Origin of the sequence: Hyphomonas sp. GM-8P, from assembly GCF_003263315.1 — a bacterium.
Taxonomy (GTDB): Bacteria; Pseudomonadota; Alphaproteobacteria; order Caulobacterales; family Hyphomonadaceae; genus Hyphomonas.
Genome location: NZ_AWFE01000076.1, coordinates 1 through 14,711, shown reverse-complemented (window position 1 = coordinate 14,711; position 14,711 = coordinate 1). Strand labels below are relative to the sequence as shown.

The 14,711-nt window shown below is 62.4% G+C and carries 20 protein-coding genes; 15 read left to right on the top strand and 5 right to left on the bottom strand.

Annotated features, from left to right (window positions below):
* The first annotated feature begins 12 nt into the window (after positions 1-12).
* The 7 genes from HY26_RS11845 to HY26_RS11815 all read left to right on the top strand — a co-directional run bounded on the left by HY26_RS11845 (position 13) and on the right by HY26_RS11815 (position 4,247).
* Positions 13-198, top strand: coding sequence for a hypothetical protein (locus tag HY26_RS11845; RefSeq protein ID WP_034760877.1), 186 nt, complete (start codon positions 13-15; stop codon positions 196-198).
* Entirely contained in the window at positions 195-491 is a 297-nt protein-coding gene (locus HY26_RS11840; RefSeq protein WP_034760880.1) for a putative quinol monooxygenase, read from the top strand. The genes HY26_RS11845 and HY26_RS11840 overlap by 4 nt, the downstream gene beginning before the upstream one ends.
* A 97-nt stretch (positions 492-588) precedes the next feature.
* A complete protein-coding gene (locus tag HY26_RS11835; protein WP_112073683.1) occupies positions 589-873 on the top strand; it encodes a hypothetical protein in 285 nt (94 codons plus the stop codon).
* Positions 874-894: 21 nt separating this feature from the next.
* A complete protein-coding gene (locus HY26_RS11830) occupies positions 895-1,203 on the top strand; it encodes a hypothetical protein (RefSeq protein WP_034760885.1) in 309 nt (102 codons plus the stop codon).
* 120 nt (positions 1,204-1,323) lie between these two features.
* A complete protein-coding gene (gene leuB / locus HY26_RS11825; RefSeq protein WP_034760888.1) occupies positions 1,324-2,376 on the top strand; it encodes a 3-isopropylmalate dehydrogenase in 1,053 nt (350 codons plus the stop codon).
* Between the two features lie 78 nt (positions 2,377-2,454).
* Complete coding sequence (locus HY26_RS11820) at positions 2,455-3,651, top strand: amidohydrolase family protein (protein WP_034760891.1); 1,197 nt, start codon at positions 2,455-2,457, stop codon at positions 3,649-3,651.
* Positions 3,652-3,692: 41 nt separating this feature from the next.
* Entirely contained in the window at positions 3,693-4,247 is a 555-nt protein-coding gene (locus HY26_RS11815; protein WP_112073682.1) for a hypothetical protein, read from the top strand.
* Positions 4,248-4,259: 12 nt separating this feature from the next.
* On the opposite strand, the gene HY26_RS11810 is transcribed toward HY26_RS11815, so the two are convergent.
* Complete coding sequence (locus tag HY26_RS11810; RefSeq protein WP_034760896.1) at positions 4,260-4,631, bottom strand: nuclear transport factor 2 family protein; 372 nt, start codon at positions 4,629-4,631, stop codon at positions 4,260-4,262.
* Positions 4,632-4,765: 134 nt separating this feature from the next.
* Between HY26_RS11810 and HY26_RS11805 the strand changes: the two genes are divergently transcribed.
* The gene (locus HY26_RS11805; protein WP_112073681.1) at positions 4,766-5,809 is read left to right on the top strand and encodes an aspartate-semialdehyde dehydrogenase; all 1,044 of its coding nucleotides are present in this window, start codon (positions 4,766-4,768) and stop codon (positions 5,807-5,809) included.
* Here HY26_RS11805 and HY26_RS11800 read toward each other — a convergent pair.
* A complete protein-coding gene (locus tag HY26_RS11800) occupies positions 5,806-7,185 on the bottom strand; it encodes a mechanosensitive ion channel family protein (RefSeq protein WP_051599450.1) in 1,380 nt (459 codons plus the stop codon). The genes HY26_RS11805 and HY26_RS11800 overlap by 4 nt on opposite strands.
* Before the next feature lie 128 nt (positions 7,186-7,313).
* Here HY26_RS11800 and rarD point away from each other — a divergent pair, with 128 nt between their 5' ends.
* Positions 7,314-8,222: an EamA family transporter RarD gene (gene rarD / locus HY26_RS11795; protein WP_034760901.1), complete on the top strand. Its 909-nt coding sequence runs from the start codon at positions 7,314-7,316 to the stop codon at positions 8,220-8,222.
* A gap of 133 nt (positions 8,223-8,355) precedes the next feature.
* Here the strand turns inward: rarD and HY26_RS11790 are convergent, their stop codons facing one another.
* From HY26_RS11790 to HY26_RS11780, 3 genes are read right to left on the bottom strand one after another with little or no spacing between them, the layout of a single operon-like run.
* Complete coding sequence (locus tag HY26_RS11790; protein WP_112073680.1) at positions 8,356-8,973, bottom strand: LysE family translocator; 618 nt, start codon at positions 8,971-8,973, stop codon at positions 8,356-8,358.
* Position 8,974: 1 nt separating this feature from the next.
* Positions 8,975-10,078, bottom strand: a complete 1,104-nt coding sequence (locus HY26_RS11785; protein WP_112073679.1) for a serine hydrolase domain-containing protein — start codon at positions 10,076-10,078, stop codon at positions 8,975-8,977.
* A 16-nt stretch (positions 10,079-10,094) separates the two neighbouring features.
* On the bottom strand, positions 10,095-10,616 hold the full coding sequence (locus HY26_RS11780; RefSeq protein ID WP_112073678.1) for a hypothetical protein: 522 nt from the start codon (positions 10,614-10,616) through the stop codon (positions 10,095-10,097).
* Between the two features lie 130 nt (positions 10,617-10,746).
* Here HY26_RS11780 and HY26_RS11775 point away from each other — a divergent pair, with 130 nt between their 5' ends.
* The 6 genes from HY26_RS11775 to dapF all read left to right on the top strand — a co-directional run.
* Complete coding sequence (locus HY26_RS11775) at positions 10,747-11,634, top strand: CoA ester lyase (protein WP_112073677.1); 888 nt, start codon at positions 10,747-10,749, stop codon at positions 11,632-11,634.
* Positions 11,635-11,654: 20 nt separating this feature from the next.
* The gene (locus HY26_RS11770) at positions 11,655-12,002 is read left to right on the top strand and encodes an arsenate reductase family protein (RefSeq protein ID WP_112073676.1); all 348 of its coding nucleotides are present in this window, start codon (positions 11,655-11,657) and stop codon (positions 12,000-12,002) included.
* Positions 12,003-12,094: 92 nt separating this feature from the next.
* Positions 12,095-12,361 (top strand): hypothetical protein, encoded by a 267-nt coding sequence (locus HY26_RS11765; protein WP_112073675.1) that lies wholly within the window; start codon positions 12,095-12,097, stop codon positions 12,359-12,361.
* Positions 12,362-12,391: 30 nt separating this feature from the next.
* Positions 12,392-13,450, top strand: coding sequence for a MaoC family dehydratase (locus HY26_RS11760; protein ID WP_034760921.1), 1,059 nt, complete (start codon positions 12,392-12,394; stop codon positions 13,448-13,450).
* 37 nt (positions 13,451-13,487) lie between these two features.
* Positions 13,488-13,904, top strand: coding sequence for a hypothetical protein (locus HY26_RS11755; RefSeq protein ID WP_146740213.1), 417 nt, complete (start codon positions 13,488-13,490; stop codon positions 13,902-13,904).
* Positions 13,905-13,955: 51 nt separating this feature from the next.
* On the top strand, positions 13,956-14,711 hold a 756-nt coding region (dapF, locus tag HY26_RS11750), incomplete at its 3' end, for a diaminopimelate epimerase (RefSeq protein WP_112073673.1).

Sequence of the window (14,711 nt, the reverse complement as noted above, 5' to 3'; positions counted from 1 at the left end):
AAGGGAAACCCGATGCCGGACAGACTGAAACCGATCTTCCTCGTGCTGGGCCTGGCGGGTCTCGGCGCCTGCCACAATGATCCGTTCTCGATAAAGCCGGAAGTGAACGTGACCCTGCCGGACAAGCCGCCGGCAGACGCCACGGCGCCTGAAGACGACGGTGCCTCAGCCCCCGAAGAAAGCGAGCCGGACGCATGATCATCATCGAAGGCACTGTGAGAGTTCCGCCCGAGCGGATTGAAGCTGCCCGTCCGGCCATGGAAACCATGATCCGTGCCAGCCGCGCGGAGGACGGCTGTCTCGACTATGCCTACAGTCTCGATGTGCTGGATCCGGGGCTCGTCCGGGTGACGGAGCGCTGGGAAAGCCGGGAAGCGCTGAAAGCACATTTCGACACGCCGCACATGGCTGCCTGGCGCGCCGAATTTGCCGGTCTCGGGATTACGGACCGGTCCTTACGCCTCTACGAATCCGAGCCGGAACCCATTTGACGCTTCGCGCTTTGGTTGTAGGAAAATGTGACCACGCGGCCATTGCGCCGGGCGCAGGCAGCGGCTAGGCATATCGCCCAACAATAAGGATTTGTGCATGAAACGCGTTCTCTGTCTCTCCGCGCTTGGTCTGGCTGCGTTGGCAACAGCCTGCTCGACACCAGCTGAAACCACACAAACGGCTGCCGCCAATGTCGGCCCCAATGGCGAACCGCTCGTCTGCCGCAACATTAAGGTCACCGGTACCCGCTTCCCGCAAAAGGAATGCAAGACCGCTGAGGCCTGGGAGCAGTATGACGCATACACCAATGGCAATGCCAAGGAATCCACGGACAAGTTCCAGCGCATTCAGTCCGGCGCCTCGACCAACGCCGGCGGCTGATACCTGAAGAGAGGGCAAGCAATGAAACACCTTTCAACCGGGCTATCGTCACTTGCCCTGTTCTTCTCGATCGCGGGATGCACGACACCCGTTGCCGGGAGCCCGTCTGATGAAGCTTCCGCGGCCAAGATCGTGACGGCGGAAGGCGAAGACGTCATCTGCCGCAGCATTCCGGTGACCGGCACGCGTTTCCCAGAAAAGATCTGCAAGACGCAGGCAGCCTGGGACGCCTTTGACGATTACACGAACGACAGTGCCAAAGAGCAGACGGACAAGTTCCAGCGTCTGAATTCAGGCTGCTCAACACAGGCGCAGGGAAGCTGCAGCTGAGCTGATCCTTGCTGCGGCGCCTGATCCGGGGCCTGTCTGCGTCAAAAACCATGGGTGACAGCGCGGCCCTGCGGGGGTAGAGCCGCACCCATCGGTTTTGCGTAGCATACAGGCCTGAACATGCATCAGACACTCCTCTTGCTCCCGGGTGACGGGATTGGACCAGAAGTCATCGCCGAAGTCCGCCGCGTGGTGGAAGTCGTCGCGCCTGACCTCAAGCTGGAAGAAGGCCTGGTCGGCGGTGCCTCCATCGATGCGCATGGCGACCCGCTGACGGAAGACACGCTGGCGCATGCACGCCATGCCAGTGCGGTCCTGCTGGGCGCCGTCGGCGGTCCGAAATGGGTCGGCGCTGCGCGGGACAAGCGCCCGGAAGCGGGCCTGCTGGCCCTGCGCAAAGGCCTCGACGTGTTCGCAAATTTGCGTCCGGCCTTTTGCTTCCCGGCGCTTGTGGAAGCTTCCAGCCTGAAGCGCGACGTTGTCGAGGGTCTCGACCTTATGATCGTCCGCGAGCTGACGGGCGGGGTCTATTTTGGCCAGCCGCGCGGCATCGATGAAACCAGCGGCATCCGCCGGGGCTATGACACGGCGGTCTATACCCACCCTGAAATCGAGCGCGTGGCGCAGGTCGCTTTCGAGATCGCCCGCGGGCGTCAGGGCAAGGTCTGCTCGGTCGAGAAGTCGAACGTCATGGAATCCGGCCTGTTCTGGCGTCAGGAAGTCACGCTCGCCCATGCCGAAATGGGCGCGGGCGTGGACCTCAGCCACATGTATGCCGATGCCTGCGCGATGGAACTTGTGCGGGCCCCGAAACAGTTCGACGTGATCCTCGCGGACAATCTCTTCGGCGACATCCTGTCGGACGAAGCCGCCATGCTGACCGGGTCCATCGGCATGCTGCCGTCCGCGTCGCTTGGCGCACCGGGGACACCGGGCCTGTATGAGCCGGTGCATGGTTCGGCGCCGGACATTGCCGGGCAGGGCATTGCCAATCCGTGCGCGGCCATCCTGTCGCTGGAAATGGCACTGCGCTGGTCGCTCGGCCGGGAGAAAACGGCGGATATCCTGTTCGCGGCCGTCGGCAAGGCGCTCGATCAGGGCGCCCGCACGAAAGACCTTGGCGGCAGCCTCACGACCCGCGAAATGGCGGACACCATCATTGCCGCGCTCTGACGGGCTGACCTAAGGGAAAGATTGCCCGTCTTCTTTCTGCGTGAGAGCATTCCCCCAAAAACATGAGGGAGGAATGCCATGTCATACGCCGATGGACGTCTGATCCACGATGCCGACAGCCATTTGATGGAGCCTGTCGATTGTCTCGATCCGTATTTTGAAAAGAAGCTGCTGGACCGGTTCCTGGCCGTGCCGCGCGTGAAGGAACTGCGGACCGCGGCGAAGTCGGACTGGATCCGGGAACGGCTGGACCTGCAACAGGATGCGGCGTTCCGGGCGGAGGCGGACGACAATATCCTTTTGCGGAAGAATTACGATGCGCATGGTGCCTGGCTCCGGCAGGACCGGCCGCACACGCTAGACAAGCTCGGCTTCGCCAGCCAGCTCGTTTTCACCACACATTGCCTCGGTAATTTCGGCCTCGATCAGGGCGACGACATGGAGCTCTGTTATGCCGCTGCTGATGCGCATAACCGGATGATGACGGACTTCTGCAGCATCGACCGCCGCCTTCTGGCTGTTGCCTATGTGCCGCTGGAGGATTTCGACCGCTCGCTCACCACGGCCAAGCTCGCCATCGAACTTGGCGCAAAGGCGCTGATGGTGCCGAGCCGCTGCCCGCAGCATCACTCGCCGAGCCATGTCGCGCTCGATCCGGTCTGGGCGCTGGCGCAGGAGGCGGGCCTTCCGGTCGTGCTCCATGTCGGCGGCGAGACGAAACTCAATCCGATGTACAAAGAAAACGGCCTGCCGCCGGTGCCGGATTTCCATGGCGGCGACGACAATTTCACCTCTGTCTCCTATATGCCGATCCCCGAAGCGGCGATGCAGACGCTGGCAACGCTGATCTTCGACGGCGTTTTTGACCGGTTCCCGGACCTGAAATGGGGCGCCATCGAACTTGGCGCGAACTGGGTGCCGGGCTGGATGCGGGCTATGGATTCGGCGGCCCATGCCTTCATGCGCAATGAGGAGCGCCTTCAGAAACTGACCGCGAAGCCCTCGGAGATTGTCCGCCGCCAGTTTCGCGCCGCGCCCTATCCGCATGAGGACGCCGGCTGGATTGTCCGCGAAGCGGGCGAGGAGATCGCCATGTTCTCTTCCGACTTTCCGCATGTCGAAGGCGGCCGCAATCCGCTGAAACGGTTCGACCAGACGCTCGAAGGCCTGCCGGAACGCGCCATCAAGGCTTTCTATTCCGGCAACTTCATCGACATGATGGGGCAGGGCCTGGCCCCGGACCTGCGCGTGCCGGAACTGCAGCAGTCGGCCTGATCCTTTAAGGGACAGGTCAGCGCCTTAAGGGGGGATGGTAGATGGCAGACGAAGACCCGTCAGAGACGCGGGAGGCGAAACTCGCCCAACGCCGGGCGCGTGTAGAATACCTCGCCTTCATTGCCCAGATTGTCAGTGCCGTCGCCATCGTCATCTCGCTGATTTTTGTCGGCATCCAGTTGCATGAAGGGAATACGGTCACGCTGCGCAACGAATCCAATGCCACCATGGCGCAATGGTCGGCCTTCCGTGCCTCGATCTATTCAGACCGCAACACCGCGAAGGTGTTCCTGGCCGGAATGGAGGGGGCACCGCCGCTGGATGCGACGGACCAGCTGCGCTTTGGCTACATCATGCGTGAACATGCCTGGGCAACGTTCCAGATCTGGGACCGAACGAAACGCGGACTTGTACCGGGCGCAAACTTCGAGGTTGGCGCGGCGCCGGATTATCTGAAAGTGATCTGCACGCCGGGCGGTGCGGTTGTCTGGGCCGAGATCCGTAGCGAGATGCCCGCGCCCTTCATTGCAGACATGGACCGGATTGCAGAGGCTTACGCGCCTGCGCATCATGTAAGCTGCGTTGCGGAAGAATAGAGCGACCCTGAACTAGCTGTAGTCGGCGATCCGGCAGAGCAAATTGCCGCGGAATTCGAAGAAACTCGCGCCGCGGACCTTCACGGTTTCGCCAGCCTTGATGCCGTTCGGCAGGTCGACTGCTGCCTTGCCTTCGAATTCGATCTCGGCGGCAGCCTTGCCGGCGCCTGACACGACATTGATCAGCCGCTGGCGCCGGTAGGAAAAGGCATTTCCGGACAATTCGGCAACCTGGCGCATCATGTCCTTGCCGTCGAGGCGCATGGATCCGCCGGCATTGGAGATGTTTTCGAACACGACATCGTCGGTCACGCAGTCGAGCATGCCGTCAATGTCACGGGCGTTATAGCTTTGAATATAGCGGGCAATTACGTCGTCGAGCATGGGGCTGGGGCCTCCATATGTGTCTCCGGGAGCCCTTTCGGTCTGCCTGACAGGGGACCGGATGGCAACAGGCTTTGCGCATCGATAAGAAATGCGCCATAAGCCCGCCTCGAATTACGAGGAGCGAGAAAGCCATGGGCACACGGATTGCGATTGTCGGCGCGACAGGAAATGTCGGGCGTGAATTGCTGGCCATTCTGGACGAGCGCATGTTCCCGGCGGACGAAGTTTACGCCGTGGCCTCCCGCCGGTCGCTCGGCAAGGAAGTCTCCTATGGCGACCGCACGCTGAAATGCCAGGACATCGAAAGTTTCGACTTTTCCAAGGTCGATCTCGTCCTGATGTCGGCTGGCGGGTCCACCGCGAAACACTGGTGTCCGAAGATCGCCAAGGCCGGCGCTATCACCATCGACAATTCCTCCGCCTGGCGGATGGACCCGGACGTGCCGCTGGTCGTGCCGGAGTGCAATGGCGAAGCGGTGATGGACTACAAGAAGAAGATGATCATCGCGAACCCGAACTGCTCGACCGCGCAGCTCGTGGTGGCCCTGAAGCCGCTGCATGATGCCGTGGGCGTCAAGCGCGTCGTCGTCTCGACCTACCAGTCCGTCTCCGGCGCCGGCAAGGATGCCATGGACGAGCTGTGGAACCAGACGCGCGGCATCTATGTGAATGACGAACCGACGCCGGAGATCTTCCAGAAGGAAATCGCCTTCAACGTGATCCCGCAGATCGACGTCTTCATGGAGGACGGCTTCACAAAGGAAGAGTGGAAGATGCGCGTCGAGACGAAGAAGATCGTCGACGAGAGCATCGAGCTCGTCGCCACCTGTGTGCGTGTGCCGGTCTTTGTCGGCCACTCCGAAGCGGTCAGCGTGGAACTGAATGCACCGATGAGCGCGAAGGAAGCGCAGGACCTGCTGCGTGAAAGCCCCGGCATCATGCTGGTCGATGATCCGGAAGAAGACCTCTACATCACGCCGAAAGAGTGCGTCGGCGACTGGGCGACCTTCATCAGCCGCGTGCGCAAGGACCCGACCGTCGAGAACGGCCTGATGTTCTGGTGCGTCTCCGATAACCTCCGCAAGGGCGCGGCGCTGAACGCGATCCAGATCGCCGAGGAGCTCCTGAACCGCGGCGTCATCAAGCCGGAGAAACAACCGGCTGTGACGGACTAGTCCGTCTCCGAATCAAATTTCGCTTTGCGGGTCTCGACGGTGACGTTGAGGCCCGTTGCGCTTTTGAGATGAAGGTCGCGCTGCGGGAAGGGGATCTCAAGTTCGTATTTCTCCAGCGCCGTGTGCAGCGCCCAGTTATAGTCGGCGACGACGCGGGCCGGGCGGCTGACGGCAGCATCGGTTAGCCAGACGACGAGTTCGAATTCCAGTGCGCTGTCTCCGAACTTGGTCAGCCAGACCTGCGGCGTGCGGCCCGGCATGCCTTTCAGCGTCCACTCGACTTCCTCGGCGGCCTCGAGGCCTGCCTTGCGGACCAGTTCCTTGTCTGACCCATAAGCCACACCGAACGGCACACGCACGCGGCGGCGCGCTTCGCGATGGGTCCAGTTGATGACCTGCGCCTTGATGAACTCCTCGTTTGGCACGAGGATGTCGACATTGTCGTTCGTGGTGACGAGGGTGGAGCGGATATTGATCTCCCGCACAAGACCTGTGACGCCGGACTGAAGTTCGATGAAGTCGCCGACCTTTACAGACTTTTCGATCAGGATGATCAGGCCCGACACGAAGTTCGAGAAGATTGCCTGCAGACCGAAGCCGATACCGATGCCCAGCGTACCGGAGAGGATGGTCAGGGCCGTCAGGTTCACGCCCACAACCTGCAGCGCAATCAGGATGGCGATGATGATGAAGGCAATCTTCAGCACCTGGCCGAGCAGCCCGGCCATGGACGGTGTCAGCTTTTTTGAACTGCGCAGCTGTGCCTGGGCCGCGTCGCCCGCAATCCGGCCAAGCCAGAGGGCGAAGGCGGCGACCGCGAGGCTGGTCAGCAGGCGCAGGATGGAGAACTTCACCCCGCCGAGTTCGATGATGGTGGAATCGAGCGACTGCGTCACCGGCTGCAGCAGCCGCAGGATGTAGAGTGCCGCGATCAGCCAGGCGAGCAGGGCCAGCGTGTTCGCCACCATCCCGTCACGGATGTTCGATGTGATCAGCCGCACGATGATCCAGGCATTGAGCAGGCTGGCCGCGACGCGCAGGATCTCGTTGCGCAGGCCGAATTGCTCAAAGGCCGGGATCGTGACCCAGAGCAGGAGCGCGGTCACGACCGGCCAGACAATCCGGGCGGAGGAAATGGAGGCGTGGAACAACACGTCCGGCCGCTCGCGGCTGGCAGCCAGTTTCTTCAGCCTTGTAACAGGGACGCGAGACAGGAAAAAGCCGGCGATCCCTGCAATGACGATTGCCAGGAATTGCCAGAGCGAGGCGTAGGAAACGAACTCGGCGGCCAGCTTGACCAGATCATCCTGGATGGAATGAAGCACATCCTGGAACTTCAGCGAGTTCAGCAGGGACGGGGATGTTTCTTCTTCCATCGGGCGGGCATATCTCCGGGCGTTACGTGACTGTTTCTTCTTGAAATCTAGACGATGCGCGGCTCAAGGCAACCAAAGCCGGATTTCGTGACTATCCAAGGGGCAGCCGTGTTGATACAGCGCGGCGCATGTCTTCAAGCCAGCGTTTCGGATTTTTTGTCGGCCTGACGGCCTATTTCATCTGGGGCAGCCTGCCGCTGTACATCCGGGCGATGCGTCATGTCCTGCCGCAGGAATTGCTGGCGCACCGGGTCATCTGGTCCGTGCCGACCGCCGTGGTGCTAATCGCGCTGGCCGGGAACTGGCGGGATATCCGCGTCGCTTTCCAGCGGCATACGGCCAAATGGCTGCTGCTTTCCGGCCTGATCATCGGGCTGAACTGGGGCGTGTATATCTGGGCGGTGAATGCCGACCGGACGATCGAGGCTTCGCTTGGCTATTTCATCAATCCACTGGTGAGCGTGCTGTTCGGCATGGTGTTCTTTGCCGAGAAGCTGCGCCCGGCCCAATGGGCATCGGTCGGAATCGCGGCGGTGGGGGTTGGCGTTGTGACGTTCGCTTACGGGCATGTGCCGTGGATTGCCCTGTTCCTCTGCATGAGTTTTGCGTCCTATGGCGTCATCCGGAAGAAGGTCGCGGTCGACAGCCGGGCAGGGTTCCTGATGGAAGTCGTCGTGCTTGTCCCTCTGGCGGTCGGCTGGCTTGTCTGGTTCGTGCAGCAGCCGGATGGCCGCCCGATGGGGCAGGGCGGATGGGATATTCCGCTGCTGATGGCGGCGGGTCCGATCACGGCCTTCCCGCTGATCCTGTTCGCGCTGGCGGCCAAGCGCCTCAAATTGTCGACCATCGGCATGATGCAATATATCGGGCCGAGCATTCAGTTCCTGATCGCGGTCTTCATTTTCCGGGAGCCATTTGGCATGACGCTGGCCATCGCGTTCGGCTTCATCTGGCTGGCGCTGGCCGTGTTCACCGTCGATTCCATGGTAGGCGAGGCAAAGGCCCGCCGGCTGGCCCGCGCGGCGCGGCCTGCCTGATAGCGGGACAAAAAAGCCCCGGAGCCAGGGGAACAGGCACCGGGGCGTATCAGTTTCTGACAGATAGTGATGGGTTTCCTATCTGAGGCCGTATCCTGCAATAAATGCGCCAGATCGCGAGACACAGGACAAATCAGGCGCGTGAGGTGGACATCGCGATCCAGAGCGCCACGACAGCGAGCGCGAGGCCAAAACATATCCGCGCAGCAAATGAGGTACGCCACTTTTCCAGAACTCCGCCAAGTCCATCCGCCACCAGGACGATGGTTACATGGACAATCAGGGAGAGGAGGATGTGCAGGCCGCCGAGCGCCAGGATCTGCAGCCAGAGATGCCCGAGCCGTGGATCGGCGAACTGGCCGACGACCAGAAGGTAGAAGACCAGCGCCTTGGGGTTCAGCAAATTGGCGATCAGGCCGCGCCGGAAGCCCGCCAGCTTGTTCGCCATGGCGGGCGGCGCCGAGCCGTCGTCGCTGAAGGCTTCCCAGGCGAGATAGAGCATGAAGGCCACGCCGCCCCAACGCAGTGCTTCGTAAAGCGTCACCGATCCGGCGAGGAGGGCAGAGAGGCCCGTCGCAGCCGCCAGCAGTTGGATGGCGAGCCCGAGCGTAATCCCCGCCACCGCCTTCATGCCATGTTGCCGGCCAGCGCGCGCCGACAGGGTGGCGAGCCAGCCCATGTTCGGGCCGGGCGTCAGTTCCACGGCCAGCATGGCAACGATGAAAGCAGGCCAGTCGAGCGAGGCAAACATGTCAGAGGGCTGCGTAGACGGCTTCGACGAGGCGAACGGCGCGCGGATCCCCGACCAGCACGTTCGATTGCCGGTTCATGACATAGGCGCAGGTCAATTCAGCATCCGGATCGGACACGGCCATCGACCCGCCCCAGCCGGAATGGCCGAGTGTGGCTGGGTTTGGTCCGAACAGGCCGTGCGTGTTCAGCATGATGCCGGCGCCGAAGCTGGTCTCCAGCGGCAGCACAAGATCGGGTCCGTGGGTGCGCGGGCGTATCAGGTCTTCGAAGATGCCGTCGCGCAGCTTGCCGCCGCCATTGCGGGCATAGTGATGGTAAATCGCGCCAACGCTTTCGGCGGTGCCATGACCGTTGGCGGACGGAATTTCGATCTCACGCCAGATGGCGCCGCCCCGGTTTGGTGCGGACCATTTGTAGACGAAGGCCGCCTTCCGGTAGTCGTTCAGCTCACCAAGGTCTGCGAGGGCGCTCGGGCGTTTGATGTCGGCGCAGCGGCCATGTTCGCTGGCGGGCAGGCCGATATGGAAATCCACATCCCCGAACATCGACTTCAGTGTCGTGCCGAGCGTTTCCCCGCTGATGCGGCGGGCGATCTCCCCGGCGATGTAGCCCCAGGTCAGCGGGTGGTAGCCGTGCGCCGTGCCCGGCGGCCACATCGGGGCAAGCGCTGCGATGGCAGCCGCGCAGGCAGGCGGGTCCAGCCAGAGTTCGGGGTCGATCTCTTCCGGGAAACCGGGCAGGCCGGCCTGATGGCTGAGGGCCTGTCCGATCGTGACAGCCTCTTTTCCGTTCGCGGCAAATTCCGGCCAGATGGACGCGACCGGGGTTTCATAGCCATCCGGCAGCGTGTCGACGAGGGAGGCGAGGACGAAGGCGGCGATGCCCTTGGTGGTCGAATAGACCGGCACCAGCGTCTCGGCGCCCCACGGCACAGATTTCTGCCGGTCGGCCCAGCCACCCAGCAGCGAGGCGACCAGCTCGCCCCGGTGATAGACGGCGAAGCCGGCGCCCAGTTCGTCCATATCTCTGAAGTTCGCTTCGAACACGTCACGGACGTTTTCGAGGCCAGCGGCCGTGAAGCCGGAAATCGGGAAGTCAGTCATGCCCCGGCCATACGGCCTAATCCGCGCTGTTGTCGAGGCTGTTTGCTGCCTGTTTCACCGCCCGCGCATCATCCATTTCCTGCAGGAAGTCTTCCAGCTCGATCTGCCATTCGAACACTTGCCGCAGGCCGAATTCCGTCTCGCCCCGGAACTCCTGCTGCAGGCGGAGGCACACGACCTGTCCGAACCATTTCTCTTCGGCAAAGGCTGTGGTGTCCCGGTAACCGGCATTGTGTGTGTTGGCGATTTCCAGCGCTTCGATGCGCGAAAAGTCCGCCATCTCATGGCAGGACACATAGCGAAGCGCGCGGCATGCATTCTGCGGTCCTTCGCAATCGCTGAGCGCTACATCGAAAGCCTGGCCAAGCATCTCCCCGGTCAGCACCGGGTGGCCGTCCTCGTAGGAAATTTCCATGGCTTCGGCGCCATACTTCGCGAGTTCGTCGCGCAGCTGGTTGGCCGTCACCAATTCGGCAAACGCTGGCGGGGCGAGGCTTGCAGCCATCAGGAGGAGAGAGAGCGTGAAGCGCCGGGCCATGGAAGCCTGCCGATGTGTCTGGACTGAAGGCCCGAGCTAAACGGTTTTCCATGTCTGAAGCAATTGCCGCAGTTGCACCCGCAGCAGTGCGAGGCGATAGTCCGCGCGTTTGAAAAGGGATTGAACGACCATGGCTTCACAGACGCACCGCCCGCGCCGCTCCTGTCTCTACATGCCCGGCGCCAATGAACGGGCCCTGGAAAAGGCCCGCGGCCTGCCGGCTGACACGCTGTTGCTGGATCTGGAAGACGCTGTTGCACCGGACGCGAAGCTTACCGCGCGCGAAGCTATCCTCAGCGCCGTGAAACAGGGCGGATATGGCTACCGCGAGATTGTCATCCGCATGAACGGGCTCGCCACCGAATGGGGCGCCGATGACTTGAAAATGGCGGTTTCCAGCGGCGCAAAGGCCGTTTTGGCGCCGAAGGTCGAATCTGCTGCCGATATTCACGCGCTCGACAAAGCGCTGACCGAGGCGGGCGCACCTGCCGATTTCGGCCTCTGGGTGATGATCGAAATGCCGAAAGCGATCCTGCATATCGAGGAAATCGCCGCCACCGCAGCCGAGACACGCCTCACCACTTTCGTGATGGGCACCAATGACCTGGCCAAGGAATACCGGGCCCGGATGACGCGCGATCGTATCGCCTTCCAGACAGCGCTGCAGCTGACCATCGCGGCGGCCCGCGCCTATGGCGTCACCGCCATCGATGGCGTCTTCAACGACATCAAGGACGAGGACGGCCTGATCTTCGAATGCGAACAGGGCCGCGACCTCGGCTTTGACGGCAAGACGCTGATCCACCCGTCGCAGCTGGACACCGCCAACCGTGTCTTCGCGCCGAGCCATAATGACGTCGAACAGGCGAAAGCCGTGATCGAAGCCTTCGCCGACCCGGCCAATGCCGGCAAGGGCGTGCTGAAAGTGAACGGCAAGATGACCGAGCTGCTCCACTTGGACGAAGCCCGCCGTACCGTCGCCATGGACGAGGCCATCCGCGCCTTCGAAACGGCCTGAGCGGGGAGGGGGAGAATCTGATGAGCTACACCATTCTGCACAATCCGAACTGCTCGACCTCCCGCAAGGGGCTGGACCTGCTGAAGGAAGCAGGTGTCGAGCCTGAGGTGCGCAAATACATGAACGCCACCGAGCGGCTTTCGGTCGAGGAACTGAAAGACATCGCGAAAAAGATGGGTGGCGTCTCCCCGCGAGCGTTCATGCGCGCCAAGGATGCGCTCGCCGCCGGGATCGATGCGGATTCCAGCGATGAGGCGATTTTCGAGGCCATGGCGGAGAACCCGAAGCTGATCCAGCGCCCGATCGGCATCAAGGGCAAGAAGGCCGTCCTCGGCCGTCCGCCGGAAGACCTGCTTAAACTCGTCTGAGACCTGCGAAATCGGACCAAATCGGCCCGATTCGATCAAATTTCATCGATTTCTGTCGCCACATATAAGCCATTCGGCGCGAGACTGGCGTCATGATGACGATGACCCTTCTCGCCGTGGCGGCCATGAGCCTTGCCTTTGCCGGTTTCTGCTTGTTCGGCCTGCCTTACATGATTGCGGGGCCGCGCGTGCTGGACCAGCTGCGCGGGCGCCTGACGGACAAGGCGCTGCTGGCCGGCCTGGTAACTGCGGCGATTTCGCTGGTTTGGGTGCTTCAGGCGTCTCCGGCCTTGATTTCACATGGGCCGAGCGTGCAGGTAGTCGCCGATCAGATGACGGGCGGCAGCTGGCAGGTCTAAGCCGGACGCAGCCCCGCAAGCGAGGCTGCCATGACCGCACAGACCAAATCCAATCCCGGCAATTATTTCGAAGATTTCTCGATCGGCATGGAGCTTGTCCATGCGACGCCCCAGACGGTGACGGAAGGCGACATCGCGCTCTACCGGGCGCTGACCGGGAACCGCTACGCCCAGTATTCCTCGGCAGAGTTCGCAAAGGCTGCCGGCCTGCCGGGCCTCGCCATCGACCCGATCCATGCATTCCACGTCGTGTTCGGCAAATCCGTGCCGGACATCTCGCTCAACGCCGTGGCGAACCTTGGCTATGCCGACGGCCGCATCCGCCGTCCGATCATGCCGGGCGACACGCTGAATACCGTGTCCGAAGTCATCGGCATGAAGGAAAACTCCAACAAGCGCACCGGTGTCGTCTGGGTCCGCACGCGCGGCTTCAACCAGAATGGCATCGAAGTGATGTCCTTCGTGCGCTGGGTGATGGTGAACAAGTGGGAAGAGGACGCCGCTGTGCCGCCCGCCCATATTCCGGACCTGCCGGACGCCGTGCCGGGCAGCGAGCTCGAAGGCTTCGCCCCGATGGAGGACTGGGACTTCTCGCTCGCGGGCTCGCCCTACGGCTATGAAGACTATGAGATTGGCGAGAAGATCAATCACGTCGACGGCATGACGGTGGAAGAGGCCGAGCACCAGATTGCGACGCGCCTTTATCAGAACACCGCGAAAGTCCATTTCGACGCCCACGGCCAGAAATCCAGCCGCTTCGGCAAGCGCCTCATCTATGGCGGCGTGGTGATCTCGATTGCCCGGTCGCTCGCCTTCAACGGCCTTGCCAATGCGGGCCAGGTGCTGGCCATCAATGCCGGCACGCATGCCAGCCCGCTTTTCGCCGGTGACACGATCTATGCGTGGAGCGAAGTGCTGGACAAGACAGAGCTGTCTGACAAGGCAGGGGCCCTGCGCCTTCGCCTCGTGGCTGTGAAGGACCAGGACCCCGGCGCCTTCGCCTACAAGACCGGCGACGGCAAATACGCTGACGGCGTGCTGCTCGACTTCGACTATTGGGCGGCCATTCCCAAGCGCAGCGGCCGTTGATCTTCCGGAAGGGCGGCCCCGCGCCTATATGCACGCCATGAGCGGGTATGGCCCTTTTGACGGATTTACACTGGTGGCCATCGCGCTTGCGGTGATCCTGTCGGCCCTGGTGAGCCTGATCGGCACATCGGGCCGCAAACGGAACATTGCGCTCGGCGAGGCACAGGTCGGTGATCTCGCCGAGATGACCGGTATCCGGGATCCCAAACGCCTGCAGGAAGTCTTCGGTCCGCCGGATATGGGCCGCGTCTGGCGCAGCGTAACCTTGCTGGACGTTCGCCGCGCCCGCACGCCGGAAGGCTGGCTGATGTCGTCAGACCTGGTCGACTATGCCTGTATCGCCGCGGCAGTGACGGCGCTGATGGCGCCTTTCCGGCTGATGCCAGCAATTCTTTTGCTGGCGCTTGGCATTCAGGTTGCGGGCTGGATCGTCTCGACGCGGCTGCCGCGATAGGGCAATAGAGCCCGCTACGCAGAATCCTGAAAACCGGAGCCGGATGCGCACATGAAGATCTGGAAGATGAACGGGGCGGGCAATGCATTTGCCATTTTTGACGCCCGGTCTGTGCCGTTCTCCCCGACGGAGGACCAGGTGCGCCAGCTGGCAGAGGAAATGAAAGCCGACCAGGTGATCGCGCTGGAGCGTGACGCTGCCCGCGACGTGTTCATGCGTATCTGGAACCGGGATGGCAGCGAAGTCTCGGCCTGCGGCAATGCCAGCCGCTGTGTCGGCCGTCTCCTTCTGGACGAGACCGGCAAGGACAAGATCACCATCCAGACCGAGGCCGACATGCTGCGCGCCTTCCGCGCCGAAGATGGCCTGATCACGGTGGACATGGGCTCGCCCCTGATGGGCTGGGAAGACATTCCGCTGGCGGAAAAGATGGATGTGCGGGGCGTCGACGTTAAAATCGGACCGATGGATAACCCTATCCTGTCGCGTCCGGCAGTTGTTTCCATGGGCAATCCGCACGCGGTGTTCTTCGTGTCCGATGTGGACGCCTATGACATCCCGGCGCTGGGGCCATTGGTGGAATGGCACCCGTTGTTTCCGGAAGGCACCAATGTCGGCTTTGCGCAGGTGATTGACCGGAACACGATCCGCCTGCGCGTCTGGGAGCGCGGGGCAGGGCTGACCAAGGCCTGCGGTACCGGCGCCTGCGCGGCGCTTGTCTGCGCGGCGCGTGCAAAGCTCACCGAACGCAAGGCGAAGCTGATCCTCGATGGCGGGGAATTGCTGATCGAATGGCGCGAAAGCGAC